This window comes from Acetanaerobacterium elongatum (assembly GCF_900103835.1).
Lineage (GTDB): Bacteria > Bacillota > Clostridia > Oscillospirales > Ruminococcaceae > Acetanaerobacterium > Acetanaerobacterium elongatum.
Window position 1 is genome coordinate 67,155 of the sequence record NZ_FNID01000003.1, and the last position, 26,823, is coordinate 93,977.

Consider the following 26,823-nt stretch of genomic DNA (forward strand, 5'->3'; position numbering starts at 1 on the left):
AACAGATTTAATTTAAAAAAGCATTATGATCAGAATACCAACGAGATTGGCTATAAAGTGTGAAATCGTGCATACATAAACGTTGTTGGTTTTATAGAACAGTGCGCCATAAAATAAGCTGTCGATGAAAACAAACAAAACATCGTAGGCAACTACCAACGGTGCCCCCGGTGAAAGGTGTGCAAGCGCAAATACAAGCGACGTTACCCCAATTGCCCAAACCGGCTTGATGCAGTGCGCAAGCTTACCCTGCATAAACGCCCGGAAGGCTATTTCCTCCCCCAGTGCCAGTATCAGCAGCTGCGGGATAAGCAGCGCGAGCTTATCCATTACCAAAATCGGCTTGGTACGTTCAAGCACATGTGCAAAGAACTCCGGTACCAGGAATTTTGATAAAATAACCGCAGTAATACCCGAAACCACCGGCAGCAGCATCAGCCACCAATACTTTTGGATATGCTTTAACAGCCCTTTGATATTCAACCCGAGCTCTGAAAAAGGGGTTTTGGTTACGAATTTTTCAATGAGCATATAAAGAATTGCAAACGGTACTGCAAGCCCGCTGGGCTTTACGAAGCAAAGTATGGTCATTAAGGCCAATGGTATAATGTTCTTTAACAACTGTCGCGTTTTCAACGATAAAACCCCTGCTGTCATAATATTTTTCTTAACCAAAGAAGTATGACAGGGCTATTATACCAGATATTTCTGCACCGTTCAATCTCTGATAACTGTGTATACTTGCTTGTCAGTGCTTATTGTGCTATTGTAATACTAATCTTAGATAAACCCATTGATGAAGAACTGCATCATATGCTGGTTAATCGAATCTTAGTATAAAGCCAAATCATGTGTGATATTGCATATTTGATTGAAGGAACCGTATAGTAATGATGAGCCGCAACTATCAAAAGGAACTGGATACCGTTATCGCTCGGGAACAGTCGGCTGGTCGCACGCCGACACTGCTGCTGCACGCCTGCTGTGCGCCCTGCTCGAGCTATGTGTTGGAATATCTGGCTCAAGCCTTTGCCATTACGGTGCTGTACTACAACCCCAACATCGCACCCGAGGCGGAATACCAAAAGCGGCTGGACGAGCTTAAACGCTTTATCTCAGCCTTCCCGCTTAAAAACCCCGTAAAGCTGATAGAGGGGCGTTATACCCCCGAGCAGTTTTATGCACTTGCGAAGGGGCTGGAGGACGAAAACGAGGGCGGCGAGCGCTGTGCGCGCTGCTACGAGCTGCGGCTGCGCGAGGCCGCTGAAGCGGCGGCAAAGGGCGGGTTTGATTACTTTACCACCACGCTTTCGATAAGCCCCTACAAAAATGCACAGAAGCTCAACGAAATCGGGGAGCGGCTTGCACAGGAGTATGGGGTACGCCATCTGAGTGCCGACTTTAAGAAAAAGGACGGCTACAAGCGCTCTATCGCCCTTTCTCAGGAATACGGCCTCTACCGGCAGGATTACTGCGGGTGCGTTTACTCCAAAGCCCAAAGCGAGCGGCGGCACAAAGAGAATATATAAAAACCGGCTTACGGAAAGCGGCATTCAATCCGCTTCCAAAGCCGGTCTCATTTTTAGGCTCTATAATAAAAAGCTATTCATCCACTGCCATGCTGGCGCGTGCATTTAGCGTAAGGTCTGCCGTGTTGCCCGCAAGGTATTCGTAATAGCCCTGCGCGCCGATCATCGCGGCATTGTCGCCGCAGAGCGAGAGCGGCGGCATATACAGGGTAAGCCGATGCTTGTCGCATGCCTCGGTAAGTGCCGTGCGCAGCCCCGAATTGGCCGCCACGCCGCCCGCAACCACCACCGCGGTGCTTTGGTTCTGCGCGGCCGCAGTCATCAGGCGCGAGGTTAGGGTTTCCACCACCGCGCTCTGGAACGAGGCCGCCATATCGTTTGTGTTAATCTCCTCGCCCTTCTGCTGGGCGTTGTGCAGCTGGTTGATTACTGCGGTTTTCAGGCCCGAAAAGCTTAGATCAAACTCACTGTCCGCCACCTTGGGGCGGGGCAGCGGGTAGGCTTTCGGGTTGCCCTGCGCCGCCGCTTTGTCGATAAATACACCGCCGGGGTATGGGAAACCCATCGCGCGCGCGGCCTTATCAAACGCCTCGCCCGCGGCGTCGTCCCGCGTGCGCCCGATTACGCGAAAGCGTGTGTAATCCTCCACCATAATGATATGGCTGTGCCCGCCCGAGGCCACCAGGCACAGAAAGGGCGGCTTGAGCTCGGGGTGGGCGATATAGTTTGCCGCGATGTGCCCCTTAATGTGATGCACGGGGACAAGCGGCTTGTTTTCGGCAATGCACAGCCCCTTGGCAAAGTTTACCCCCACCAGCAGCGCCCCGATTAGGCCCGGCGCGTAGGTTACCGCCACCGCGTCAACCTCCTTAAGCGTTATGCCCGCCTGTTCCAAGGCCTGGGCGGTAACGGGTACGATGGCCTCGGTGTGCATGCGCGAGGCTATTTCGGGCACTACGCCGCCGAAGCGGCGGTGTTCTTCTATCTGTGAGGCCACCACCGAGGAACGTACCGTACGGCCGTTTTCCACCACAGCAGCGGCGGTTTCGTCACAGGAGGATTCGATTGCGAGTATAATCATTTAAATAATCCCAGTCTTTCTTTTCTTGGCGGAACAAACCTTCCGCCGGATAGTTACGCCTTTCTGGCACGCTTGAATTCTGAAATTAACAGGCAAAGGCAATAGATGCCGCAAATCAGCAGGATAACGTCCTCTAATGCGTTGAAGAAAAACGACTTTACCCCCGTTAAGCCCCATATCGTCAGCAGGGCAAGCAGCAGCTTGTTTCGGTGCCGGTAAGCGGCATACACCACAATACTCAAACTGACAATCGGGCAGGGCATGATATACACGACCATCTGAGGAAAGGAATGGCCCAAACATAGGGATACCATCGGGTAGATAGCTACCAGGCCCAGCAGCACCCACTGCAGCTTATTAAACGGGGTGAATTTACTGCCCCGGTGCCTGATGCCTTCCCATAAAAACAGCATGCCTACGCCGATATACAGCGGAAAAGCAAAGTAGGTTTGTATCGGCTCGGTTCCAAAGATGAGGAAGAATACAACGGCAATATACAGATTCGTTATGCCCAAAGCGATCTTGGGAAGCCACACCGTTTTATGCAGAAAGGCCGCTGTCAGGCTTATCACTATCAATAACAGTAAGCCTATTTGTATTGGCCATGTTGTCTGATTATACCGGCCTATCACATCCCAGAATGCCTGCGCGTCCATACTCTTATTGTGCCACCCTTTGTCAAAAAGTCATATATTCTTAGAACGCGCTAGTTCTTTTGGCTTCTTTTTATTACTTTCTGCAATAGCGATATTGGAACACAGAATCGCTATCGTAGAACACAATATGGTGATGGCAGAATTCATGGGTTCCCCGTTTATCGCACAATAGATGATATTAACCACCGAAATCAGCACGGCAAGCAGCGAGATGATGATGCCTATCAAAGATGCCTTTGAATATCTTTTCATGTCATTCTCCACTCTGGTTCTAATAATCCACTTACAAGCGGCCAAAAGGTCGTCGGCGATATAGCTCACTCTGCCGCTATCCCATTTGTCGCGGTCAACGCCCAGTGCATCCCTGCCCGCGCCCGTGAGCACCAGTACCGTTTTTGTACCGGCGCGCATACCCGCAAGCATATCGCTCCATCGGTCGCCGATCACAAAGCACTCTGACAGGTTGAGCTTGTACTTTTTTGCCATCTCGGTAATCATCAAGGTACCCGGCTTGCGGCACCGGCAGTTCTCTTCTTGCTGATGCGGGCAGATACAGGTATCATCAAAACCAAACGTGGCAAGCTCTTGTTCAAAATCCTCCATCCTGCATTTTCCCCGTGAAATATCGGGCTGGTTGGTAAAGGCAATCAGCATAAACCCATGGTTTTTTAATAACTCAAGCGCCTGCTGGGTAAACGGGAATCGCTGAAAATCCTTTGGCAGCGTTACATCATTCCCGCCGCCGATGGTTCCGTCTCTATCTATAAATACTGCTTTCATCATTACTTCTTTTCGCTGTTACTAACAGACTAATATGTATAGGTCATAATCAGCGCATCCTCGGTGGGGCCGGTGTAAAAGCCCTTGCGCATGCCTGCAACCTCAAAGTCCTCGGCACGGTACAGCTCAATGGCGGCAAGGTTGGAGCAGCGAACCTCCAGCGTAATAAACGCCATGTCGTTCTCCTTGCCGTAATCCTTCAGCTCCTGCAGCAGCAGGCGGCCGATCCCCTTGCGGCGAAACTCTTCAAAAACGGCGATGTTGGTGATATAGCCCTCATCCACCACATGGTGCATCCCGATATAGCCCACGACCTTCCCGTCTACCAGGGCTACGCGGAACACCGCCATGGGGTTGGAGAGCTCCTCCAGCAGGCCTTCGTAGCTCCACGGCGACGAAAAGCACTGCCGCTCCAGCTCTGCAAGCGTCTCTAGGTGCGCTGCCTCAAACGGTACGATTTCAATAGGTTGTCGATCAATAGTATCTTCCATAAATCCCTCCGAACAGCTCTGCCTTGTGCTGTTCCTCCTCTTCAAGTGCTTTCTGTCTGGCCAGGTCTTCTCTGAACTCATCCATTGCAGTATATACCTTATCCTTTAAGCTGTCGCGTGAAAAACGGTAGAATTCAAGGTTCTGCCCGTACGGGTCAAAGATCGGGTGCCCCAAAACACGAATCTTGTTTGCGTCTTTTGGGAATAAAGCCTCCAGCATGTTCTTGTGGGTGCTGGACATGGTAAAAACGCAGTCGGCCTCCTGCATCATCTCGGCCGTAACCATCTTTGCGCGGTGAGAAGACATGTCTACGCCGATCTCGTTCATCACGATCAAGGCGTTTTCGCTGATACGTGCACCCTTCTTTACATCCAGCCCCGCGCTTGCGCAGCCAAACTGCCCCACCAGCGCGTTTTCAGAGATGTACTTCTGGCACAGGCCCTGTGCCATCGGGCTGCGGCAGGTATTGCCGGTACATACAAACAATATCTTCTTCATATCCATTGGCTGTCCCCTCTTCTTTTCTTCTGTTGTTTGTTATGTTGTCTGGTGCATTGTGTTGTATCTAAGCTGCATTGCGGCCTTATCTGTCTCTACCCTTTTGCAGCATACCAGTTTGCTCCGGTGTGGGCATCTACCAGCAGCGGAACCCGCAGCTTCACCGCATTCTCCATCTCTTCCTGCAATATCCTCGCGGCGGCTTGAGCTTCATTAAGCGGTGCTTCCACAATCAGCTCATCGTGAATCTGCAAAATCAGCCGCGACTGCAGGCCCTCCCGCTTCAGGCGCTCAAATACCTTTACCATGGCGATTTTAATAATATCGGCGGCGGTTCCCTGAATGGGGGTATTCATCGCCACCCGCTCACCGAATGCCTTGATGTTGCGGTTGGCGGCGGTAATCTCGGGCAGGCTGCGGCGGCGGTTAAACATGGTTTTGGCATAGCCGTGCTCGCGCCCGAACTCGATTGCGTCCTCCATATAGGCGCGCACACCGCTGTAGGTGGAAAGATAGCTCTTAATATATTTATCGGCCTCACTTACGCTTACGTTAATATCCTGCGAAAGCGAAAACGCCCCGATGCCGTACACGATGCCGAAGTTTACCGCCTTGGCTCGGCTGCGCATGAGGGGGGTAACCATATCCTCCGGCATACCGAACACCTGCGCGGCGGTTTGGGTGTGGATATCGATGCCCGCCACAAAGGCATTAATCATATTCTCATCGTTTGACATATGCGCCAGCACCCGAAGCTCAATCTGCGAATAGTCGGCATCAATAAGCGTGCAGCCCTCGCCCGCCACAAAAAACTTGCGCATCTCGCTGCCAAGCTTGGTGCGTACCGGGATGTTCTGCAGGTTCGGCTCGGTGGAGCTGATACGCCCGGTGCGGGTTTCGGTCTGGTTAAAGCTGGTGTGCACGGTGCCATCCGCGCGCGCCTGCCGCAAAAGCCCCTCCACATAGGTGGATTTGAGCTTGGTGAGCTTGCGGTATTCCAGAATGTTATCCACAATCTCGTGCTTGCCGCGCAGCTCCTCCAGCACCTCGGCACTGGTGGAAAAGCCGCTCTTGGTTTTTTTGCCCGATGGCAGCGCTAGCCTTACAAACAGCACCTCGCCCAGCTGCTTGGGGGAGTTAATATTAAACGCGCCCCCCGCAAGGGAGTAAATATCCTCCGCCAGCCGCGCGATATCCACGTCCAGCGCCCTGCCAAAGTCGGTAATGCCCTTGATATCTACATGAAAGCCGATGCTCTCCATCGAGGCAAGCACCTTGGCAAGCGGTATCTCGATATTGCATAACAGATTAACCTGTGCGTATTCGTCAATCTTCGCCCACAGCTTTTTGTACAGCCCGTATACCGAGGCAATCCCCACAAGGTCGGGCAGAAAGGGGGTATCAAACGGCGTAACGGCATACTCGGCACACAGGCGGTCAAGCTCATAGCTGGAGGCCAGCGGGTTAATCAAATAAGCGGCAAGTGCAAGGTCACACACCACGTTTTTCAGTTCTATCGTATGCTCAAAAGCCCAGTGATAGACGGGTTTTACATCATGTGTTACCTTTTGCACATCCGATTCAAACACCGTGCGAACAAATGCTTCAAAGTATTGGCCGGCACGGTCGGTCGCCGCAATGGTGCCGTCGGCATACAGGTAGAGGGCGGTAAGCTCGTCACCCTCAAACCGGCACAAAAAGCACAGCGGGTTTGCAGCTTGTATAAGCGTTCCGATATCCTCGGCGGTAGGGTCCAGCAGGATCTTCACGCCCGCGGGCTTCTCCTCCGCTTTGGGTAAAACGGTTGGTACAGCCGTAAGGTTTAACCGCTTAAGCAGCGAGAACAGCTCCAGCCGGTTCATCAGCGCCGCCGCGTGGCTTGGGTCGCCGCCGGCCTTTGTATAAGCGGCGGGCGAGGTTTCAATCGGCACCTCGCAGCAGATGGTGGCCAGAGTATAGCTCATGCGCGCCGACTCCTCGCCGGCCTTGAGCTTTGCTTTTACACCGTCCTTGATATCGGCGGCGGTGTCTAGGCTTTTATAGAGGCTATCAATATCATGGTAGGCCTGTATCAGCGTAAGAGCGGTCTTCTCTCCAATGCCCGCAACGCCGGGGATATTGTCGCTTGCGTCGCCCATCAGCGCCTTGATGTCAATCATCTGCCCCGGGGTAACGCCATACACCTCTTTAATCTTGTCCACATCGTAGATGACGGTTTCCGGCCTGCCCATCTTGGTGGCGGCCAGGCGTACCGTTGTTTTATCCGAAATCAGCTGCAGGCTGTCGCGGTCTCCGGTAACAATTGCGCACTCGTCCCCGCTCTTCTCGCATGCCTTCGCGAGGGTGCCCAGGATGTCGTCGGCCTCATAGCCTTCCTTTTCCACAATACTGTAACCAAGAGAAGTGAGCAGCTCCTTAATGAGCGGCACCTGCGCGCGCAGCTCGTCCGGCATGCCCTTGCGCCCCGCCTTGTAGCCGTCGAACATCTTATGGCGGAAGGTGGGCGCGTGCAGGTCAAACGCCACGGCGGCACCGTCTGGCTTAATGTCGTCGCACACCTTGAGCAGGATATTCATAAAGCCGTAGACGGCATTGGTGTAGGTGCCGTCCTTGGTGGTGAGGAGCTTGATGCCGTAGAATGCGCGGTTGAGGATGCTGTTTCCATCCACTGCCAGCAGCTTCATGAGTTGCCTCCCTAGATTGGTATGCATTTTGAATCTTCCGAAATTTTCGGCTAAATGGGCATAGTTTTCCTAACTATATATTATAGCATAAATATCTGCAGAAAACAGCATTATTTATTTCTTGATATTAATTGTTCTTACATAATTAAGTATAATTTTGAATTATTACTGCTATCGGCAGAAGCTCGGTGTATAATTATGTAATAATAGGCAATACAAGGTTTTACTGATTATGAATAAGTCGTTATTATGTTACCGCCGGACTGCATAGATGAAAACGGCAACCTCACACCTTCAGGAACAGGAAAAACTGCTCGGCATCCTGCAAAGGCTTGCCTGACGGTTGAGAAAGCTAAAGCACATATGGTATAATGCTTGCAGGCACTGAAAAACGGTGCCTGCAAAATTTTTATACATATTATAAAAGATAGCCCGTATACCTGTAGGGAACGGTCTTGACCGTTCCGCCATATAACACAACATGTTATTAGGAAGTAAAGAGATGAAAATCGGTAACGTAACAATAGGCGGCTTTGCGGCGCTTGCCCCCATGGCAGGCGTGGCCGACCGCGCCTTTCGGCAGGTTTGTAAAGAGCACGGCGCAGCCTATGTGGTGGGCGAGATGGCGAGCGCCAAGGGCCTTACCATGAACGACGCCAAAACCGCCGAGCTGCTTACGGTAACCGAGTGCGAACGCCCGATGGCGGTGCAGCTGTTCGGCGACGAGCCGCTTACCATGGCCAAGGCCGCGCAGCTTGCGCTTAGGTATAACCCCGATATCATCGACCTGAACATGGGCTGCCCCGCCCCCAAGATTGCGGGCAACGGCGGCGGGGCAGCACTCATGAAGAACCCCGCGCTTGCGGGCGAGATTATCAAGGCTGTGTGCGAAGCGGTGAACATCCCCGTTACGGTGAAGCTTCGCAAGGGGTGGGATGATAGCCTCATTAACGCCGTAGAGGTTGCGAAGATTGCCCAACAGAACGGCGCGGCGGCACTTACCGTTCATGGGCGCACCCGCGCGCAGATGTACGCCCCGCCGGTGGATGCAGAGATTATCCGCGCGGTAAAAGAGGCGGTATGTATCCCCGTGATTGCCAACGGCGATATTGAAGACGGTGCTTCGGCAAAACTGATGCTTGAACAAACGGGCGCGGATTTTATCATGGTCGGGCGCGGCGCGCTGGGAGCCCCATGGGTGTTTGAGCAGATTAACGCCTACCTTACCGACGGCACCCTGCTGCCCCCGCCGCCGATTGAAACGCGCATGGAGGTTATGGTCAAGCAGTTTGAGCTGATGGTTCGGTATAAGGGTGAATACACCGCCATGCGGGAGGCGCGCAAGCACGCCGCGTGGTATATGAAGGGGCTGCATGGTGCGGCCAGGCTGCGCCAGCTTTCCAGCTCGCTTTGCGTGTTGGATGATGCCAAAAGGCTCGCGGAGCAGGTGATTCTTACACAGCGGGAGGCAGCGTTGTGGGCTGCGGAGACCCCTGCACAGAATATGCAGGATTTTTCGTTATAATCTTTCATATTCTATCTATAAGCAGCGCTTAAAATGCATGTTTTTGTATGCAACTTAACATTTTATGAATTTGCATTCAATAATTCCTTCAAAAACCGCCCAAATCTTATTGACACCTAACCGTTTTAATGCTACACTATACAAAAGTGATTGTATACAATGATACAATCTGTGCATGACTAGGGGGATGAGTAGCATGATCGAGTTGAATCCGAAATCCAATGTTTTGGAGGAAGAGACCTACCGGTACAGCCTGCAGGACGTGGAAGCGCCCAATCTGTACCGTGACGTATACCCTTACTCCGAGGTACCCAAGGTGCCGTTTAACCACCGCCGCGTACCGATGAATATGCCCGAGCATATCTGGATTACTGATACCACCTTCCGCGACGGGCAGCAGTCCCGCGCGCCCTACACCACCAAGCAGATGGTGGATATCTACAAGATGCTGCACCGGCTCGGCGGGCCCAACGGCATCATCCGCCAGACCGAGTTCTTCGTATACAGTGAAAAAGACCGTGAGGCACTCTACCAGTGCATGGAGCTCGGCTACAAGTTCCCCGAGATTACCACCTGGATACGCGCCAGCAAAAGTGACTTTCAGCTGGTAAAAAATATCGGCATCAAGGAGACGGGCATCCTCGTAAGCTGCTCGGATTATCATATCTTCAACAAGCTGGGCATGACGCGCAGGCAGGCGCTTACCCACTACCTTTCGGTGGTGTCTGATGCCATTGAGGCGGGCTTAAAGCCGCGCTGCCACTTCGAGGATATCACCCGTGCCGACTTCTACGGCTTTGTGGTGCCCTTTGTCAACGAGCTGATGGATATGTCGCGCGAGTCGGGCATCCCCATTAAAATCCGCGCGTGCGATACCATGGGCTACGGCGTGCCCTATACGGGCGCCGCACCGCCCAGAAGCGTGCCGGGTGTCATCTACGGCCTGCAGCACTATTCGGGTGTTCCATCACGCCTGCTGGAGTGGCACGGCCACAACGACTTCTACAAGGGCGTGGTGAATGCCTCCACCGCATGGCTGTTCGGCGCCAGCGCCATCAACTGCTCGCTGTTTGGCATTGGTGAACGCACCGGCAACGTGCCGCTTGAGGCGATGGTGATAGAATATGCCTCCCTCAAGGGCTCCATGGACGGGATGGACCCGACCGTGATCACCGAGCTTGCGGAGTATTACGAGAACGAGATCGGCTACCGCATCCCGCCCATGACCCCGTTTGTGGGCGAAAACTTCAACGTCACCCGTGCGGGCATTCACGCCGACGGCCTGCTCAAGGATGAGGAGATCTACAACATCTTCGATACCAAGAAGATTTTAAACCGCGGCGCAACCGTTAGCGTAAGCAACGTTTCCGGCCTTGCGGGCATCGCCTTCTGGATTAACAACTATTACCGCCTGAGCGACGACGAGTGCGTGGATAAGAAAGACCCGCTTGCCGCCAAGATTAAGGAATGGGTGGATAAGGAATACGAGGGCGGCCGCCAAACCGTCATCAGCGATGAAGAGCTTTGCGCGCTGGTGGCGCAATATGCCCCCGATATTGCCAAACACAGAGCTTAAGATTATAATCATTAACGGCAGCAAGCATTAGCCCGCTGCCGTTATATTTCACCTTACCGTAAGAACAAGCTGCCCCCTGTATGTTTTAGGCAGCGGTCTTGGCTGTTTTGCCTTTATGTATTCTTCATAGCTATAACATTTCCGGTATCACACCGGAAAGACTGAAAGGTTTGAACTGGTATGAACCGCATTGAAGCAAGCCTTACCGATAGCTCCTGCCTGCGGGTGCTGGTGTTTAAAGAGATCGAGCGCGGCATTTTAAGCGGCGAGTTCGCCGAGGGGGAGGCGTTGGTGGAACAGCGGCTTTCAGACGAGCTTGGTGTCAGCCGCACGCCGGTACGCGAGGCGCTGCGCCAGCTGGAGCTGGAGGGGCTGATTAAAACGGTACCCAACAAGGGCGCCATCGTCATCGGGGTATCGGAGAAGGATATCGAGGATATCTACACCATTCGCATACGGGTGGAGGGCCTGGCCTCGCGCTGGGCCGCCGAGCACATCACCAGGGCGGAGCTCAAGGCGCTGCACGATGTGGTGGACTTACAGGAGTTCTACGCCGAAAAGGGCGATTACGATCAGGTGTGGCAGCTTGATACCCGCTTTCACGCCATTTTGTATGATGCCTGCCAGAGCCGCCCGATGAAGCATATGCTCTCGGTATTTCACAACTATATCACGCGGGCACGCGAGCTTTCGGTGAAGGCCGAGGGGCGGGCACGGCTTTCGGTCGCCGAGCACCGCGAGCTCTTAGCCGCCATCAACGCGCACGACAGCGACAAGGCCGAGGAGCTTACCGCGCTGCATATCATCAATGCAAAAGAGAATCTGATTAAAAGCCTTCAGATAAAGGAAGCTGAAACCAACAGCTGACTTTACATCCATCAACGCTCAAGAGCCCACAGCACGATGCGTGCAGTTAATCATCTATATCGTTTACCAAATCATTCAGCAACTGGTCTATCCTTTTTGCATTTCGCTCCGCAAGCTTGAATAAACGTACCAGCAATACTTCCTTTTCTTCCAGATCGTTTTCCGTAATCTGAAATAACACGTCCTTATATTCCCATATGATAATTTCATATTCAACGTTCTCGCTGTTTTCCGGGTCCGGATTCGGTTTCTTTAAAATTGCAACCTCTTTAGACTTTCGTTTCGTTATGTAAATATCGCAATCCGTTTGGATTTTATTTCTTAGCTTAAAATACCTGTCTGCAACTTCCCATTGTATTGTATTACTTTTTGTCCCTGCAATAAGCTTATTAACAAAATGATCATTATCCATAATAATGCCTCCGAATATATTGGGTTGATGGCCTTGTGACCATCATCTTAATTATTTTCCAATAACATTCACACTTTATTGTCGAATAAATACTCCTCCACATGGAATAATAACTTCCACAAATTCTGAATTATTATGTCGATTCTTAATTGTATTATATGAAAGACAGCTACAAAAAACAATAGTCTGTTGGAATACATAGAACAAAACGCTCCTGAAATCATAAAATCAGGAGCGTTTTTGGTTGGGCTGGATGGATTCGGACCATCGGGATGCAGGAGTCAAAGTCCTGTGCCTTACCGCTTGGCTACAGCCCAATATACTCCACCTCTGCGCAGAATGCGCGAGGTGTCTATAGAAAAAATCATGCATAAGCCACTGTTTAAACGGCGTCACGCATGAGTTTTTTTAATATGGGGTGGATAATGAGATTCGAACCCATGGCCTCCAGAGCCACAATCTGGCGCTCTAACCAGCTGAGCTATACCCACCACGTATGGCGCGCCTGAAGGGACTTGAACCCCCGACCCTCCGCTTAGAAGGCGGATGCTCTATCCAGCTGAGCTACAGGCACTTATTTAAGCGCGCACTGCCTAGGCTTTCGCCGTGCAAATGAACGTTAATGGAGCGGGTGATGGGAATCGAACCCACGTGTCCAGCTTGGAAGGCTGGCATTCTACCATTGAACAACACCCGCACATTTCAGCGGCGAATTGTATTATACCACACAATCCGCCGCTCAGTCAATACTTTTATGGTTTTCTCGCGGCTGTAAAAATGTTACTGCTATAATGCAAGAATCTCCAGTGCGCCGTCTTGCTTGGTCAGCTTCATGCGTGTGGGGTAGGAGCTCGGGGCGTCGGCAATCATGCCGGCGATCTTATCCTCTACCGACTTGCGTATCACGCGGCGTATCTCTCTGGCACCCGTCTTGCTGCCGAACGAGAGCTCGGCAATGCATGCGCAGGCCTCATCATCAAAGGTAAAGACTATGCCCTTTTCCTTCAGCGGCTCCACCAGCTCGGTGAGCATAAGGGCGGCAATCTTGGCGTAATTCTCCTTGGTAAGGGGCGAGAATACCACAATCTCATCCACGCGGCTGATGAACTCAGGCCGCAGAAATTCGTTCAACGACTTCATCGCCTTATCCTTGGCAAGGTCAAACGCGCTCTTGTTAAAGCCGAGGGTGTTATCCTTAAACTGCGAGCCCGCGTTGGAGGTCATCACAATTACGGTGTTCTCAAAGCTCACCTTACGGCCGTGCGCGTCGGTGATCTTGCCCTCGTCGAGAATCTGCAGCAGGATGTTGAGCACGTCGGGGTGCGCCTTCTCAATCTCGTCAAACAATATTACCGAGTAGGGCTTGCGGCGTACCTTTTCGGTAAGCTGCCCGGCCTCATCATACCCGATATATCCGGGAGGAGCGCCGATAATGCGCGACACCGAGTATTTCTCCATATACTCCGACATATCCAATCGAATCAGCGGGTCGGGTGTATCAAACAGCTCGCTTGCCAGCACCTTCACCAGCTCGGTTTTACCCACCGCCGTGGGGCCTACAAAGATAAACGACGCGGGCCGTCTGCGGGCCGAAACCTGCACCTTGGCGCGTTTTACCGCCGCGGCCACCAGCTCTACCGCCTCGTCCTGCCCGATTACCTTGGCCTTTAGGCGCGCTTCAAGGTTCTTCACCTTTTCAAACTCGTTTTCCTTTATCTTGGAGGAGGGTATCCCCGTCCACAGTTCTATTACCTTGGCAATATCATCGTCGGTTACCGTTACCGAGGTTGCAGCCGGCTCCAGCTGCAGCAGCTGGTCCTTCAGCTGCAGTGTATGCGCCTTCACGGTGGCCAAACGCTCATAATCCACCGCATCCGGCTCCTGCTCAAGCGCGCTTTCCTCCATCTGGCTGTGGTGGTAGTCCTTGCTCAAACGGTCGTACTCCGCCAGCTCCTTGCTGCGCAGGGCCGCACAAGAGCAGGCCTCATCCAACAGGTCGATGGCCTTATCGGGCAGAAAACGGTCGTTGATATACCGCTCGGAAAGCAGCACCACGCTGCGGATCAGCTCATCGGTGATATGCACGCGATGATAGCTTTCGTAGTAACGCTTAATGCCGCGCAGCACATCGATGCTGTCGGCGATGGTAGGTTCTTCGATGGTAACGGGCTGAAAACGGCGTTCCAGCGCCGCATCCTTTTCAATGTTCTTGCGGTATTCGTTAAAGGTGGTGGCGCCGATCACCTGAATCTCGCCGCGTGAAAGCGACGGCTTTAGGATATTCGCGGCGTTCATCGAGCCCTCGGAATCCCCCGCACCCACAAGATTATGCACCTCGTCGATGAACAGGATGATGTTGCCCGCCTGCTTTACCTCTTCCACCAGGCCCTTTACGCGGCTCTCGAACTGGCCGCGAAACTGGGTACCCGCCACCAGCGCCGTTAAATCCAGCAGGAAAATCTCCTTGTCCTGCAGGCGCGGGGGTACGTCGCCGCTCGTTATCCTTAGCGCAATGCCCTCGGCCACGGCGGTTTTACCAACGCCCGGCTCGCCGATGAGGCAAGGGTTGTTCTTGGTGCGGCGGTTTAATATCTGAACCACACGCTCAATCTCTTTATCGCGCCCGATGATATTGTCAATCTTTCCGTCGCGCGCCTTTTGGGTAAGGTCTTCACAATAAGCGGCAAGGTGCTTGCGCTTGCTTTCCTGCTCCTTCTTATCGCGCTTCTGCTTGCGGTCGGCACCCCGCTTGGTGTCGGCATCGGCGTTTTGGTTGCCGCTGCCCGAGGTAAACAGGTTCTGCAAAAACGGGAAGGTGGTGGCACCGCCCGGCTCGAACATCTCCTCGTTCTCGCCGCCCATGAACTCCATAAGCTCCTTGCTTACGCTTTCCATCTCGTCGTCCGAAATACCCATCTGCTCCACCAGGTCGTTTACCGGCTTAATGCCAAGCTCCTTGGCGCAGGTAAGGCACAGGCCCTCGTTAATGGTTTTTTCTCCCTCAATCTTGGTAACAAAAACAACCGCCATTCGTTTTTTACAACGCGAACACATCATACAAGTAAACTCCAATCTTTAAAGCAAAGGCGGCTCAAATATTTTAAATAAGAGCGGCATATCACCCGACCGAATATTGCCCGTTACAGGCAGTCGAATTACGCATCCTTGCAGTTCTTTTCTTCCGTATCCTCTGCCGTGTTTGGGGCAGACCGACCGGCCTTTATTTCTTTATTAATCATAAAAAACGTTGGCACATAGCTGATTAATGCAAAGATCATCAGCGCCGCCGAAAGGGCAATCATCCCAACGCGCACCGCAGGATCAATACCGGGGATGGCGACAATCAACACCATCACCGAATAAAACACCGCGGTAGCCAGCTTGCCGAACCATTGCGAGCCGTTGATTTTTCCGCCTCTAGACATCAGAAATATGCTTGCACCCGCCATAATAACCTCTTTGGCAATAAAGATGGTAAGCAGCAGCGCCATACCCTCTATGCGAATGGCAAGGCAAACCGCAACGGTGGCCTGCGTGAGCTTATCGGCTGCCGGGTCGAGCACCTTGCCTAGGTTTGTAATCATATCAAAGTGGCGTGCGATATAACCGTCACACAGATCGGTGAGCCCCGAAAGCAGCAGTATCAGCGCCGCAAGCAGGTACTCCCATGTGGTATGCGCCGTAAGGTACATCACAGCGAAAACCGGAACCAACAATATTCTTATGTAGGAGAGTATATTGGGTATGCTTAATGCATCCCTTTTGTTGCCCTTCATCTTATAACCATACCTTTCCGAATGTTTGAAAGCACTCTTTCAAACTTCCCTGCGTATATCCCTTTCCCATGATGGATGTGCGCTGCGGCCGGTATAGCAATACTCATTGGGTTTACACCCGCGGTGATTGGGCAGCGAAGCCGGATGAGTATTTCGATGATGCCCAAAACTATACCATATCAGTATTACAGCAGTATAACGAATATGTGAACGCACCATAAATGCATTCTACGGCCGAGTTAATTATGTCTATGATAATAACGACAGAATGGGGTTATAATCTACAAAATAGGTTACAAACCATGTTGCCTCCAGCACGCCTGTATTGATCAACCCGTTTGCGTTGCCGGTTAAGCCGATAAACAGCTTTAGGATAGCGGCAGCCACCATACAGAGCAGCACACCGTTGAGTACGCCGACAATCCCGCCCAAAAAGCGGTTGATACCGCTTAAAACCGGCAGCTCAAATACCTTGCCCACCACCGAGACCAATATATTTACTATAACCATCAAAAGCCCGAATAGTACAAAAAAAGCAACCAGGCTCAGCAGCGAAAGCAAAAGCGGTGCCGCTACGGCATCGCATACCGTGCGGGCAACCGCCTCCGCGGTACCAGAAAGCGTTTGCGATATCTGCTCGTTTGTCTTAATTGCGGCGGCGTTAAACAGCGCCGTTACAAAGCCCGGCAGAACATCGCCGATATTCTCCACTTTATTTATAATCTCACCCGTTGGCACAAGTGTCAATACCTTTTTCAAGATACTGTCATACAGCGGCTGGGCAATCACCTTTTCATAAAAGAACTGGGCTACCCTGCCGCAGTAGTAGCCCGAAACAGCTGCAGCCGCGATAAAGCCGAGGAAGGAAAGCACCGTATGTACAAACCCCCGCCGCCAGGCCATAAACACACTGATTAAAATAATCAGCACAAAAATGCCGTCCAAAACGTTTGAAACCGTCATGATTACCCCACATCCTTTCTTCCGTGCTGCACTCCCCTATGCCTTAGCACTTTATTATACGTGTTGATTATTAACCTTTTTCCTGCAACCGCTACGCTACCTTTGAAACCTCACGGGTCATCAGCACATAAACATCGCTGCCGCTTGCCATAACCGCCTCGCCGTTTTGGCACGGGATGGTTTTGGTGCACTGCCCCTGTTCATTATATATGTAGAGGTTCATGTCGGTCAGCACATAGGTGCTTGCCCCGTCGGTATAGATATCACGCGGCTGCTCCTTGAGCACAAACGAAAAGTTCACGTTGCACTGCGCGCCGAGCGAAACGACGGTAACCTGCCGGTCGCGATTATAATCCCCCAGCACCAGGCCTGTTGTGTTTCCCGCCGCAGAGTACAGCGAAAGTGTTTTGCCGCCGTAGCTGTAGTTTCCCTTCGCAGCCCCCGTGTGGTCATACACCGCCGCCAGATTATCACCGATTACCAGCACCTCGTTTGCGGTGCATTTTAGCGCCACCAGCAGTGTTTCGGGCAGCTCCACCTTGCCAAGGTCCTTCTTCTCGGCCACCGAGAACAGGTTTACGGCAGAAAGTATTGCGCCGTCCTTGGCGGTAATGGTGCCGACGGCAAGCTTCTGGGCATCGGGCGAAAGCGAGAGCGCCAGCACCTGATTCTCTGCCGAATACCAGGTAAACAGCGATTTAAAGGCATTGTCAAATACATCAACCCGCGCCGCGCGCCGCTCCTCCTGCTGCGCTACCACCATCTGCCCGCCGGGTGCTACCTCGGCGGTGTAGATAAACCCTTCCAGCTCCTTCTTGGTAAGCAGGCCGCCCTTGCCGAGGATTTTAATGGTCTTATCCCCGCGGGCATACATAATGCCGCGATTGCCGCTCACCTTGAGCACGGGGTTTGCAAACCCGCTCTGCATGGTGCCGGAGCAGCGCCCCGCGCGGGAGTAAATCTGCACGTTGCTGTCGGTAAGCACCGCCGCCGAGCCGCCCATATTATAGAGCGCCGTTCCGGTTTCCCCCACAAGGGATACCGGAAAGCTGCCGGTTTTGCCCACCGTACCGAAGGCCTCCTGAATCAGCCCCGCGAGGTCGAAGCCCCTGAACAGCTCCCGGGAGTAGACGGCGACTATGGTAAGTGCGCACACCACCGCCAAAACAATCAGCCGCTTAAGCATCCTTATGCGGGAGCGTTTTTTGCGCTCCTGCTTGATATCGGTAAGTACAGCCATGGGTTTAAGCCCGCCTTTCCGGCTTGATAATAGCTGTCAGCCTTCTATGCCGTCATAGAATACCCGGTTTAGGTACAGCCCGTAGGGCGGGGCGGTTGGCCCTGCCTTGGAACGGTCACCCGAGAGGATGATCTCCTTTATGTCCTGCGCGGTAAGCCCCTTTTCCCCCGCCCACAGCAGGGTACCGGCAACGATGCGCACCATGTTGTATAAAAAGCCGTCGCCGCTGATGCTTATCGTTACAAGGTCGCCCTCACGCGTAACCGAGCAGGCGTACACCGTGCGTACCTTGTCCTTTACCGAGGAGCCCGCGCTGCACAGCGCCGAAAAATCATAGGTTCCTATAAAGCCCTGCGCGGCGGCATCCATGGCCTGTTCATCCAGCCGGTGTTTATAGTAATAGGCACGCTCCTGTAAAAACGGGTTGCGCGCGGCACCGTTATCGATTTTGTAAAGATACTCCTTGCCCGTACAGCTGTAACGTGCGTGAAAACCCTTAGCAACCTCTTTGCAGCCGTACACCGCAATGTCATTGGGCAGGTGCGCGTTTAACGCCGGAACGATACGGCAGCAAGCAATGCCCTTTTCGGTTTTAAAGCTCACGCAGAACATGTTGGCGTGCACCATCGCATCGGTGCGGGAGCAGCCCTTAATCGGCAGGCGCTCGCCAAACACCGCCTCAATCGCGTCCTGCAACCGCTGCGCCACCGATATACCGTTTTTCTGCACCTGAAAGCCGCAGTAGCTTGTACCCACAAACCGAATTGTCAGCAGAAGGTTTCGCATACGGCCGCTCCTTTATTGTTCTCGTCGTCTATGTAGGGGCAAACCGTGTTCGCCCGCAATCCAAGTTATCGTTACATCGTTTCCGCTAAAGGCCATAGGTCTTTCCTGCACCAAAATCTTTGGTGCGCGCATATAAACAAACATCAAGGGGGCTAACCCCCTGCATCCTTAACCCTATCGCCTGATGAATGCTACACGATGGCAGGCAGCATCAGGTTCAGCACAATAATTACCGCAAAGCACAGAACAAAAAACAACAGGCTGTAAGCATCCACGGCGGTAAACCTCAGCTGCTTCATACGGGTTCTGCCCTCACCCCCGCGGTAGCAGCGGCATTCCATGGCAAGCGCCAGCTCGTCCGCACGGCGGAAGGCCGAAACAAACAGCGGAATAAGAATCGGAATCAGTGCCTTTGCACGCTTAATCAGCCCGCCGGTTTCCATATCGGCACCCCTGGCCTTCTGCGCGCTCATAATCTTGTCGGTCTCCTCGATCAGCGTGGGGATGAACCGCAGCGCGATAGTCATCATCATCGCCAGCTCATGCACCGGCAGCTTGATCTTCTTTAAGGGGGCCATCAGCTGCTCCAGACCGTCGGTTAACACAATGGGCGAGGTGGTGTAGGTGAGCAGCGAGGTGCCCGCAATCAGGCAGAGAATGCGCGCCGCCATCACAGCAGCGAGCAGCAGCCCCTCCTGTGTTATTTTAAAGATCCACCATCTTAACAATACCGTACCGTCGATGAAAAAAATGTTTAATATGGCGGTGAACAGAATTATCGGCAGCACCGGCTTTAAGCTTTTAAACATCAGCCTTAACGGTATTTTGGCGGCACCGTAGCCGACCGCCAGCACCAGCAGGCCCACAGCAAGCCCGATAGGGTGGTTGATGATAAACAGCATTACCACATAAGCGGTGGTAAGGATAATCTTCATGCGCGGGTCGATGCGGTGCACCACGCTTTTGCCGGGGTAGTACTGCCCGAGGGTAATGTCCTTAAGCATGCTGCACACCCCCTTTATTCAATTCAGCCTTCAGGCGCAGAATCTCGTTTTTGCCGTCCTCCACCGTGTAGATGTTGCGCCGCACAGGGTAGCCCCTTTCGGCAAGGCCCAAGAATACCTTGGTAATCTGCGGCACCTCCAGCCCCAAGCCGGTAAGCTCCTGCGCGTGAGAGAATACGTTATCCACCGTATCAAAAAACTTAATCTGCGCGTCGGCCAGCACCAGCACCTTGTCGGCGTAGCGGGCGATATCCTCCATGCTGTGCGAAACCAGCAGCACGGTGTTGCCCGTAACCTTGTGGTAGTTTCTAATCTGGGTTAGAATCTTCTCGCGGCCCTTCGGGTCGAGCCCCGCGGTGGGTTCGTCCAGAATCAGCACCTCCGGCCTCATGGCGATTACCCCCGCTATGGCGGCGCGGCGCTTCTGCCCGCCCGAAAGGTCAAACGGCGAGCGCTCTAAGTGCTTTTCCTTCAGGCCTACAAACTCGGCGGCCTCGGCTACCCGCTGCTTGATTTCCTCCTCCGAAAGCCCCATGTTGCGGGGGCCGAAGGCGATATCCTTGGCCACCGTTTCTTCAAATAGCTGGTACTCGGGGTACTGGAACACCAGCCCCACCTTAAAGCGGCACTGTCTTAAACGGGCCTTGTCAGCCCACAGGTCTTCTTCGTCGATAAATATCTTGCCGGAGGTAGGCTTGAGCAGCCCGTTAAAATGCTGAATAAGGGTAGACTTGCCCGATCCGGTATGGCCGATTACCCCGATAAAATCTCCCTTTTCAATCTCTATGTTGATGTCGTTGACCGCCGCCTTTTCAAACGGCGAGCCTTGGTTATAAACGTGGGTAAGCCCCACGGTTCTGATTACTGGCATGTGTTTTTATAGCTCCGTTCCGCCACGCTGGGGCGGCTTATTTTATGGGGAAACCCCACTCTCTATTTCAATGCGTCCAGTTCCCTGGCAATGGCCTCGACGCACTCATCTTCAAACAAAATGCCGTCCGGCAGGTTCATGCCGTTTTCCTTTAGCATGGCGGAAAGCTCGGTTACCTGCGGCACGTCCAGCCCGATCTCCTTGAGCTGCCCGATGTGCATAAACACCTCGCGCGGGGTTCCGTCCAGCACCACCAGCCCCGCGTCCATCACCACCACACGGTCGGCGCGCGCGGCCTCGTCCATATAATGCGTAATCAGCACGATGGTAATACCAAAGTCGCGGTTGAGCCGGCGGATGGTTTTTAAAACCTCGCGGCGCCCGCTCGGGTCGAGCATCGCGGTAGGCTCGTCGAGCACAATGCACCTCGGCCGCATGGCAATAATACCCGCGATGGCCACGCGCTGCTTCTGCCCGCCCGAAAGCTGGTAGGGCGCGCGCTCACGGTAATCGTACATGCCTACACTTTTTAAAGCCTCATCCACCCGCTCGCGAATCTCCGCAGGGGGTACGCCGAGGTTTTCCAGCGCAAATGCCACATCCTCCTCCACCACGGTAGCGACAATCTGATTGTCGGGGTTTTGGAACACCATCCCCACCCGCTGGCGGATATCGTAGATACGCTCCTCCAGGGCGGTGTCGATGCCGTCTATGTAGACCTTGCCGCCGCTGGGCAGAAGGATAGCGTTAAAGTGCTTGGCAAGCGTGCTTTTGCCCGAGCCGTTATGCCCGAGCACCGCCACAAACTCGCCGGCGGAAATGTTTAAGGTGATACCCTCAAGCACCTTGACATCGGGGTAACCCTCGCCGCCCTCGTATGAAAAGTTTAAATCCTCTGTTTGAATTAAAGCTGCCATTAACCCTGCCTCATCCTTTTACATGCTGCTATTTTTGGCGGAACGGTCAAGACCGTTCCCTACGGTCTGCCCTCTAAAGCTGCCAGATTGCGGTGCTGCCGCAGGGAAGATTGAAGCCCGACTGCGTAACCGGCAGGCCGATTTCGTCGGCGGTTACCCTGCCGCCGTGTTTCTTAGCCACCGCCGCCCCCAGCACATAGGCCATTACCGAGGGGGAAAGCCCCGTGGTGTAGGAGTTTAGCAGAAAGAACAGCGGATTGTCGGATAAAAGCTGTGCACAGAGGGTAACCAGCGGGTAGATCTGCTCCTCGAGCTTCCACACCTCTCCGCCCGGGCCGCGCCCGTAGGAGGGAGGGTCCATGATAATCGCGTCGTAACGGGTGCCGCGGCGAATCTCGCGTTCCACAAACTTCTTGCAGTCGTCCACAATCCAGCGAACCGGCTTTTCTTCCAAACCGGAGGCACGCGCGTTATCTCTGGCCCAAGATACCATACCCTTCGCCGCGTCTACATGGCACACACTTGCCCCCGCCGCTGCGGCGGCAAGGGTTGCGCCGCCCGTATAGGCAAACAGGTTTAAAAGTGTTATCGGTCTTCCTGCTGAACTAATCTTCTCCTGAATATAGTCCCAGTTTACCGCCTGCTCGGGGAACAGGCCGGTGTGCTTAAAACCCGTGGGGCGAACCACAAAGCGCAGGCCTTTATAGCCTATCTGCCACTGGTCACTGAATTTTTTTAGGTTCTTCCACTCTCCGCCGCCGCTCTGCGAACGCAGATACCGCGCGTGGGGGGTGTTCCACAGCGGATGGGTTTTTTCGGTCTGCCAGATAATCTGCGGGTCGGGCCGAACGAGGATAATCTCCCCCCAGCGTTCCAGCTTTTCGCCGTCAGAGGTATCCAGCACCTCGTAATCCTTCCAGCCGTCGGCTATTCTCATGCGTGTTCTCCTTTTTTTCAGAGGCGACAATACCCCACAGATTATAATTATAGTGTGCAGGGGCGATTATCCATCGCCCGCGGCATGTCCATTTTTAGGCTAACGGAACGGTCAAGACCGTTCCCTACAATTAATTATAAGGTTTTCACCATATCGGCAATCTCGTTGGCACAGCGGTTGATTAAGTCTAAGTCCTTGCCCTCCACCATCACGCGGATGAGCGGCTCGGTGCCCGAGGCGCGAACCAGAATGCGCCCGTTCTGTGCAAGCCGGTCTTCCCACGACTTGATGAGGGCGTTAATATCCTTATCCACCGCCAGCTTCACCTTCGCGGTTTTGCCCGCCTCCACGTTTACCATTACCTGCGGGTAAACCGTCATAATCGAGGCAAGCTCCTTTAAGCTCTTGCCGGTCTTCTTCATCATGGTTAGCAGCTGCACCGCCGAAAGCTGGCCGTCGCCGGTGGTGGCAAAATGCTTTAATATCAGGTGGCCGGATTGCTCGCCGCCTAAGGCATAGCCCTCCTCCAGCATCTTCTCCAGCACAAAGCGGTCGCCCACCTTGGTGCAGGCAATGTTGATACCGCTCTCCTCCGCACAGCGGATAAGCCCGAGATTCGACATCACCGTTACCACCAGCGTGTTCCCGTCAAGGGTACCCTGCTGCTTCATAAACATCGCAAATGCCGCCATCAGCATGTCGCCGTCTACAATGTTGCCGTCGGCGTCGCAGGCTAAGATACGGTCGCTGTCGCCGTCAAAGGCAAGCCCCAGGTCGTAGCTGCCGTTTTTCACCCGCTCGGCCAGTGCGTGGATATGCATCGAGCCGCAGTTACGGTTAATGTTCACGCCGTCGGGCTTATTGGCAATAATCTCGGCACTGGCCTTCAGTGCCGGAAAAATCTTGTGTGCCGTGGCACTGGCGCTGCCGTTGGCGCAGTCAATCAGCACATGAATGCCCTCAAAGGTGGTGTCGGTGGTAGAAACAATGTGTTTCACATAATCCTCCACCGCGCTTTCGCACGGATGCGAAACACCCACCGCGTCACCCATAGCGAGCTTAACCTCTACCGAATCGTCCAGTACGATGGCCTCTATCTCCTCTTCGTATTGGTCTGGTATTTTATAACCGCTTGTATTGAATATCTTAATGCCGTTGTACTCGGCGGGGTTGTGCGAGGCCGAGATCATAATACCCGCGTCCGCCTGATACAGCCCCACCAGATAGGCTACCGCCGGGGTAGGCACCACGCCTAGCAGGTGTACATCCGCCCCCACCGAGCACAGCCCCGCGGTGAGCGCCGCTTCCAGCATCTCGCCCGAAAGGCGGGTATCGCGCCCGATTAAGATCTTCGGGCGGTGGTGGGTGTGCTGGGTTAACACATAGGCCGCCGCACGGCCGATCTTTAAGCTTAATTCACAGGTCAGCTCCGTGTTGGCAAGGCCGCGCACGCCGTCTGTTCCGAACAATCTACCCATGTAGTCTACTCCTTCGCCTATCTAATTAGTATGAGCATTTTTTAGTCCAGCGTCTGCTGTCCGTCCTGCTCCAGCCCCAGATGCTTATACGCAAGCGAGGTCACGCACCGCCCGCGCGGGGTGCGGCTTAAAAAGCCGATCTGCATCAGGTAGGGCTCGTAAACATCCTCCAGCGTAACGGCCTCTTCGCCGATAGCCGCCGCCAGGGTCTCCAACCCCACGGGGCCGCCGCCGTAGTTTTTAATAATCGTGCGCAGCATGGTGCGGTCAATGGCGTCTAAGCCCAGCTTATCAACCTCTAGGCGGTTCAGCGCGTCGGCGGCAATATCGCTGGTAATCACCCCGTCGCCCACCACCTGCGCAAAGTCGCGCACACGCTTAAGCATGCGGTTGGCAATACGCGGGGTGCCGCGGGAGCGTTTTGCAAGCTCCCATGCGCCGTCCTCCTCGCAGGGGATATCCAGAATGCGCGAGCTTCGTTTGATAATCTGGCACAGCTCCTCTATAGTATACATCTCAAGGCGCATGATTACTCCAAAACGGTCGCGCAACGGTGCGGTAAGCTGCCCCGCGCGCGTGGTGGCGCCTATAAGGGTGAAGTGCGGCAGGTCGATGCGTATCGAGCGTGCCGAGGGGCCCTTGCCGATGATGATATCCAGCGCGTAATCCTCCATTGCAGGGTAGAGCACCTCCTCCACGCTGCGGGAGAGGCGGTGAATTTCGTCTATAAACAATATGTCGTTCTGGTTTAAATTAGTCAGCAGCGCCGCAAGATCGCCCGGTTTTTCTATGGCGGGGCCGGAGGTAATGCGGATGCTCACGCCCATCTCGTTGGCGATAATGCCCGAAAGGGTGGTTTTGCCCAACCCCGGAGGGCCGTAGAGCAGCACATGGTCAAGCGCCTCGTTTCTGCCCTTTGCCGCCTCGATAAACACCGAGAGGTTCTCCTTCGCCTTCTTCTGCCCGATATACTCGCTAAGCGTTTTGGGGCGCAGCGAGCCCTCTATATCGGAATCCTCGGGCACATAGTCGGGGGCGATGATTCGGTTTTCAAAGTCCATTTCCATCTCGCTCATCTCCTCGCCGCCCTTTCATCTGTTTTATATATCCCAGTCTTATAGGGAGATTATTAATCGCCTGCTGAGCTTAATGACCTTTTATGGTATGGATCGCCCTAGCTCATTCTTCTCTCTGTTGATTCGCGTTGCAAAACTTCGGGCGAACACAGTTTGCCCACAGGGATGTGGAAAATTGAAGGACGGAACAACACGCGGGCGTTTTCTGCCAACCTGCCCTCTGATTTCTGCCCTCTTGCAGGGGCGGCGTCCCCGACGCCCCGCTTCGTTCTTCAATGGTGTAGCAAACCGGCCTTGACCGTTCCGCTTGTATAAATACAAATTGTATAACTTGCTACATGTGTGCCGATAAGTATTTTAGCGCCTGCCGTATCAGTTCTGCGGAGGGCAGCTCGGGTGAAAGCCCGCTTACCGCCTTGGCGGCATCCGCCTGTGAATAGCCCAGCACCACCAGCGCACTCACCGCCTCGCCCGCGTTGCCGCCAATAGCCGCCGAAACACCCGAAAAAGCTTCGCCGGAAAGGGTGGTTGGCATATCGGCAGTTTTAAGCTTATCCTTTAACTCTAATACAATGCGCTGGGCAAGCTTTGCGCCCACACCCTGCGCCTTGGTAATGGTCTTGGTATCGTTTGCCGCCACACACAGGGCAAACCGCTCGGGGGTAAGGTCGCTGAGTATGGCCAGCGCCACCTTGGGCCCCACACCGGATACCGACAGCAGCATCTTAAAGCAGTTTAGCTCCCCCATCTCGGCAAAGCCGAACAGGTCGAGCACATCCTCCCGCACATGCAGGTAGGTGTAAAGGGTAACCTCGCTGCCCGTCTCCCCCAGCTTTGCAAGGGTGTTGGTGGTGGTGATGCATTTAAACCCCACGCCGCCGCATTCCACCACGGCAAGATAGGGCTCCTTATGAATCAGCTTTCCCCGAACACTGTAAAGCATGGCGCCGCCCCCTTTTCTATCTTATATTATACAGGCTGCCCAGTCGGGAGCCGCTGGAATGTGCATGACAAATGGCTATCGCAAGTGCGTCGGCCACGTCATCCGGCTTCGGTACGCTTTCCAGCCCAAGCAGGATGCGCGTCATCTCCATCACCTGTGATTTTACCGCCTTGCCGTAGCCCACCACGCTCTGCTTTACCTGCAGAGGGGTGTATTCAAACACCGGCACGCCGCAGTTTACCGCCGCAAGCAATATCACCCCGCGCGCCTCGCCCACCGCGATCGCGGTTTTTTGGTTGGTGGTAAAAAACAGCTCCTCAATGGCCATGGCCTCGGGCTTATAGGTATTCATAAGGTTGGTTACCCCGTCGTAGATGGTCTTCAGCCGAAGCTCAAACGGCACACCCGCCGGAGTGGTTACCGCACAGTGCTCGATGGTTTTAAACCGGTTGGCGGTATAGTCCACCACACCGCAGCCCACAATGGCATAGCCGGGGTCGATTCCTAATATAATCATCTTTTTCCTCAAATAAGCGCTGCTTGGGTGATCACGTTATAACGCCAACCGTTATAACGTCATTGCTCATGGCCGCAGGCCGAGCAATAAAATAATGTATAATAGCCGCTTGCGGTTATTATACCACAATTAAACAGACTGGTGCAACAAAATAACCTAATGCGTGCCTATGTGTAACCCTATACGCTTTTAGCTTTCTATTGACAAAACTGCCC

General features: G+C 53.6%; 25 protein-coding genes and 4 tRNA genes. 4 read left to right on the top strand and 25 right to left on the bottom strand.

The window, feature by feature from the left end; all coding sequences use genetic code 11:
• Positions 1–12: 12 nt before the first annotated feature.
• Positions 13–636, bottom strand: coding sequence for a CPBP family intramembrane glutamic endopeptidase (locus BLR50_RS01550; RefSeq protein ID WP_162840285.1), 624 nt, complete (start codon positions 634–636; stop codon positions 13–15).
• 254 nt (positions 637–890) lie between these two features.
• Here BLR50_RS01550 and BLR50_RS01555 point away from each other — a divergent pair, with 254 nt between their 5' ends.
• Positions 891–1,529 (top strand): epoxyqueuosine reductase QueH, encoded by a 639-nt coding sequence (locus BLR50_RS01555; protein ID WP_092637807.1) that lies wholly within the window; start codon positions 891–893, stop codon positions 1,527–1,529.
• Between the two features lie 73 nt (positions 1,530–1,602).
• On the opposite strand, the gene tsaD is transcribed toward BLR50_RS01555, so the two are convergent.
• The 6 genes from tsaD to polA form a co-directional block, all read right to left on the bottom strand.
• Complete coding sequence (gene tsaD, locus BLR50_RS01560; RefSeq protein ID WP_092637809.1) at positions 1,603–2,610, bottom strand: tRNA (adenosine(37)-N6)-threonylcarbamoyltransferase complex transferase subunit TsaD; 1,008 nt, start codon at positions 2,608–2,610, stop codon at positions 1,603–1,605.
• A gap of 53 nt (positions 2,611–2,663) precedes the next feature.
• On the bottom strand, positions 2,664–3,266 hold the full coding sequence (locus BLR50_RS01565; RefSeq protein ID WP_092637811.1) for a DUF6064 family protein: 603 nt from the start codon (positions 3,264–3,266) through the stop codon (positions 2,664–2,666).
• A gap of 30 nt (positions 3,267–3,296) precedes the next feature.
• Positions 3,297–4,049 (bottom strand): HAD-IIIA family hydrolase, encoded by a 753-nt coding sequence (locus BLR50_RS01570; protein WP_205408647.1) that lies wholly within the window; start codon positions 4,047–4,049, stop codon positions 3,297–3,299.
• Positions 4,050–4,075: 26 nt separating this feature from the next.
• Complete coding sequence (gene rimI, locus BLR50_RS01575; RefSeq protein ID WP_092637815.1) at positions 4,076–4,537, bottom strand: ribosomal protein S18-alanine N-acetyltransferase; 462 nt, start codon at positions 4,535–4,537, stop codon at positions 4,076–4,078.
• Positions 4,521–5,036, bottom strand: a complete 516-nt coding sequence (locus tag BLR50_RS01580) for a low molecular weight protein arginine phosphatase (RefSeq protein ID WP_162840286.1) — start codon at positions 5,034–5,036, stop codon at positions 4,521–4,523. Before BLR50_RS01580 ends, rimI begins: the two co-directional genes overlap by 17 nt.
• Before the next feature lie 95 nt (positions 5,037–5,131).
• The gene (gene polA / locus BLR50_RS01585) at positions 5,132–7,720 is read right to left on the bottom strand and encodes a DNA polymerase I (protein ID WP_092637819.1); all 2,589 of its coding nucleotides are present in this window, start codon (positions 7,718–7,720) and stop codon (positions 5,132–5,134) included.
• Positions 7,721–8,222: 502 nt separating this feature from the next.
• On the opposite strand from polA, the gene dusB reads away from it, so the two are divergent.
• The 3 genes from dusB (at position 8,223) to BLR50_RS01600 (ending at position 11,688) form a co-directional block, all read left to right on the top strand.
• Positions 8,223–9,245, top strand: coding sequence for a tRNA dihydrouridine synthase DusB (gene dusB, locus BLR50_RS01590; protein ID WP_092637821.1), 1,023 nt, complete (start codon positions 8,223–8,225; stop codon positions 9,243–9,245).
• A 196-nt stretch (positions 9,246–9,441) separates the two neighbouring features.
• Entirely contained in the window at positions 9,442–10,821 is a 1,380-nt protein-coding gene (locus BLR50_RS01595) for a 2-isopropylmalate synthase (RefSeq protein WP_092637823.1), read from the top strand.
• Between the two features lie 180 nt (positions 10,822–11,001).
• Positions 11,002–11,688, top strand: a complete 687-nt coding sequence (locus BLR50_RS01600) for a GntR family transcriptional regulator (RefSeq protein WP_092637825.1) — start codon at positions 11,002–11,004, stop codon at positions 11,686–11,688.
• A gap of 46 nt (positions 11,689–11,734) precedes the next feature.
• Here BLR50_RS01600 and BLR50_RS01605 read toward each other — a convergent pair whose 3' ends face one another.
• The 18 genes from BLR50_RS01605 to ruvC form a co-directional block, all read right to left on the bottom strand.
• Positions 11,735–12,100 carry a hypothetical protein gene (locus tag BLR50_RS01605; protein WP_092637827.1) on the bottom strand — a complete coding sequence of 122 codons (366 nt, stop codon included), beginning with the start codon at positions 12,098–12,100 and terminating at the stop codon, positions 11,735–11,737.
• Positions 12,101–12,341: 241 nt separating this feature from the next.
• Positions 12,342–12,417: transfer RNA gene (locus BLR50_RS01610), tRNA-Gln, on the bottom strand.
• Between the two features lie 97 nt (positions 12,418–12,514).
• Positions 12,515–12,591: transfer RNA gene (locus tag BLR50_RS01615), tRNA-His, on the bottom strand.
• Between the two features lie 6 nt (positions 12,592–12,597).
• Positions 12,598–12,674 (bottom strand) — tRNA-Arg (locus BLR50_RS01620).
• A 49-nt stretch (positions 12,675–12,723) separates the two neighbouring features.
• Positions 12,724–12,797, bottom strand: a tRNA-Gly gene (locus tag BLR50_RS01625).
• 89 nt (positions 12,798–12,886) lie between these two features.
• Positions 12,887–15,157: an ATP-dependent Clp protease ATP-binding subunit gene (locus BLR50_RS01630; protein WP_092637829.1), complete on the bottom strand. Its 2,271-nt coding sequence runs from the start codon at positions 15,155–15,157 to the stop codon at positions 12,887–12,889.
• A gap of 98 nt (positions 15,158–15,255) precedes the next feature.
• Positions 15,256–15,876: a CDP-alcohol phosphatidyltransferase family protein gene (locus BLR50_RS01635; protein ID WP_092637831.1), complete on the bottom strand. Its 621-nt coding sequence runs from the start codon at positions 15,874–15,876 to the stop codon at positions 15,256–15,258.
• A gap of 249 nt (positions 15,877–16,125) precedes the next feature.
• Positions 16,126–16,839 carry a CvpA family protein gene (locus tag BLR50_RS01640; RefSeq protein WP_092637833.1) on the bottom strand — a complete coding sequence of 238 codons (714 nt, stop codon included), beginning with the start codon at positions 16,837–16,839 and terminating at the stop codon, positions 16,126–16,128.
• Between the two features lie 91 nt (positions 16,840–16,930).
• Positions 16,931–18,079, bottom strand: a complete 1,149-nt coding sequence (locus BLR50_RS01645; protein WP_092637835.1) for a DUF5711 family protein — start codon at positions 18,077–18,079, stop codon at positions 16,931–16,933.
• 36 nt (positions 18,080–18,115) lie between these two features.
• Positions 18,116–18,865, bottom strand: coding sequence for a tRNA pseudouridine(38-40) synthase TruA (gene truA, locus BLR50_RS01650; RefSeq protein ID WP_092637837.1), 750 nt, complete (start codon positions 18,863–18,865; stop codon positions 18,116–18,118).
• 191 nt (positions 18,866–19,056) lie between these two features.
• Entirely contained in the window at positions 19,057–19,869 is an 813-nt protein-coding gene (locus BLR50_RS01655; protein WP_092637839.1) for an energy-coupling factor transporter transmembrane component T family protein, read from the bottom strand.
• A complete protein-coding gene (locus BLR50_RS01660) occupies positions 19,862–20,740 on the bottom strand; it encodes an energy-coupling factor transporter ATPase (RefSeq protein WP_092637841.1) in 879 nt (292 codons plus the stop codon). The genes BLR50_RS01655 and BLR50_RS01660 overlap by 8 nt, the downstream gene beginning before the upstream one ends.
• Positions 20,741–20,802: 62 nt before the next feature.
• The gene (locus tag BLR50_RS01665; protein WP_092637843.1) at positions 20,803–21,657 is read right to left on the bottom strand and encodes an energy-coupling factor transporter ATPase; all 855 of its coding nucleotides are present in this window, start codon (positions 21,655–21,657) and stop codon (positions 20,803–20,805) included.
• 73 nt (positions 21,658–21,730) lie between these two features.
• The gene (locus tag BLR50_RS01670) at positions 21,731–22,594 is read right to left on the bottom strand and encodes a class I SAM-dependent methyltransferase (protein ID WP_092637846.1); all 864 of its coding nucleotides are present in this window, start codon (positions 22,592–22,594) and stop codon (positions 21,731–21,733) included.
• A gap of 134 nt (positions 22,595–22,728) precedes the next feature.
• Entirely contained in the window at positions 22,729–24,072 is a 1,344-nt protein-coding gene (gene glmM / locus BLR50_RS01675; protein ID WP_092637847.1) for a phosphoglucosamine mutase, read from the bottom strand.
• Between the two features lie 41 nt (positions 24,073–24,113).
• Positions 24,114–25,139, bottom strand: a complete 1,026-nt coding sequence (gene ruvB / locus BLR50_RS01680) for a Holliday junction branch migration DNA helicase RuvB (protein WP_423230272.1) — start codon at positions 25,137–25,139, stop codon at positions 24,114–24,116.
• Between the two features lie 343 nt (positions 25,140–25,482).
• Positions 25,483–26,091, bottom strand: coding sequence for a Holliday junction branch migration protein RuvA (gene ruvA / locus BLR50_RS01685; protein ID WP_092637852.1), 609 nt, complete (start codon positions 26,089–26,091; stop codon positions 25,483–25,485).
• A 16-nt stretch (positions 26,092–26,107) separates the two neighbouring features.
• Complete coding sequence (gene ruvC, locus BLR50_RS01690) at positions 26,108–26,608, bottom strand: crossover junction endodeoxyribonuclease RuvC (protein WP_092637854.1); 501 nt, start codon at positions 26,606–26,608, stop codon at positions 26,108–26,110.
• Positions 26,609–26,823 lie beyond the last annotated feature (215 nt).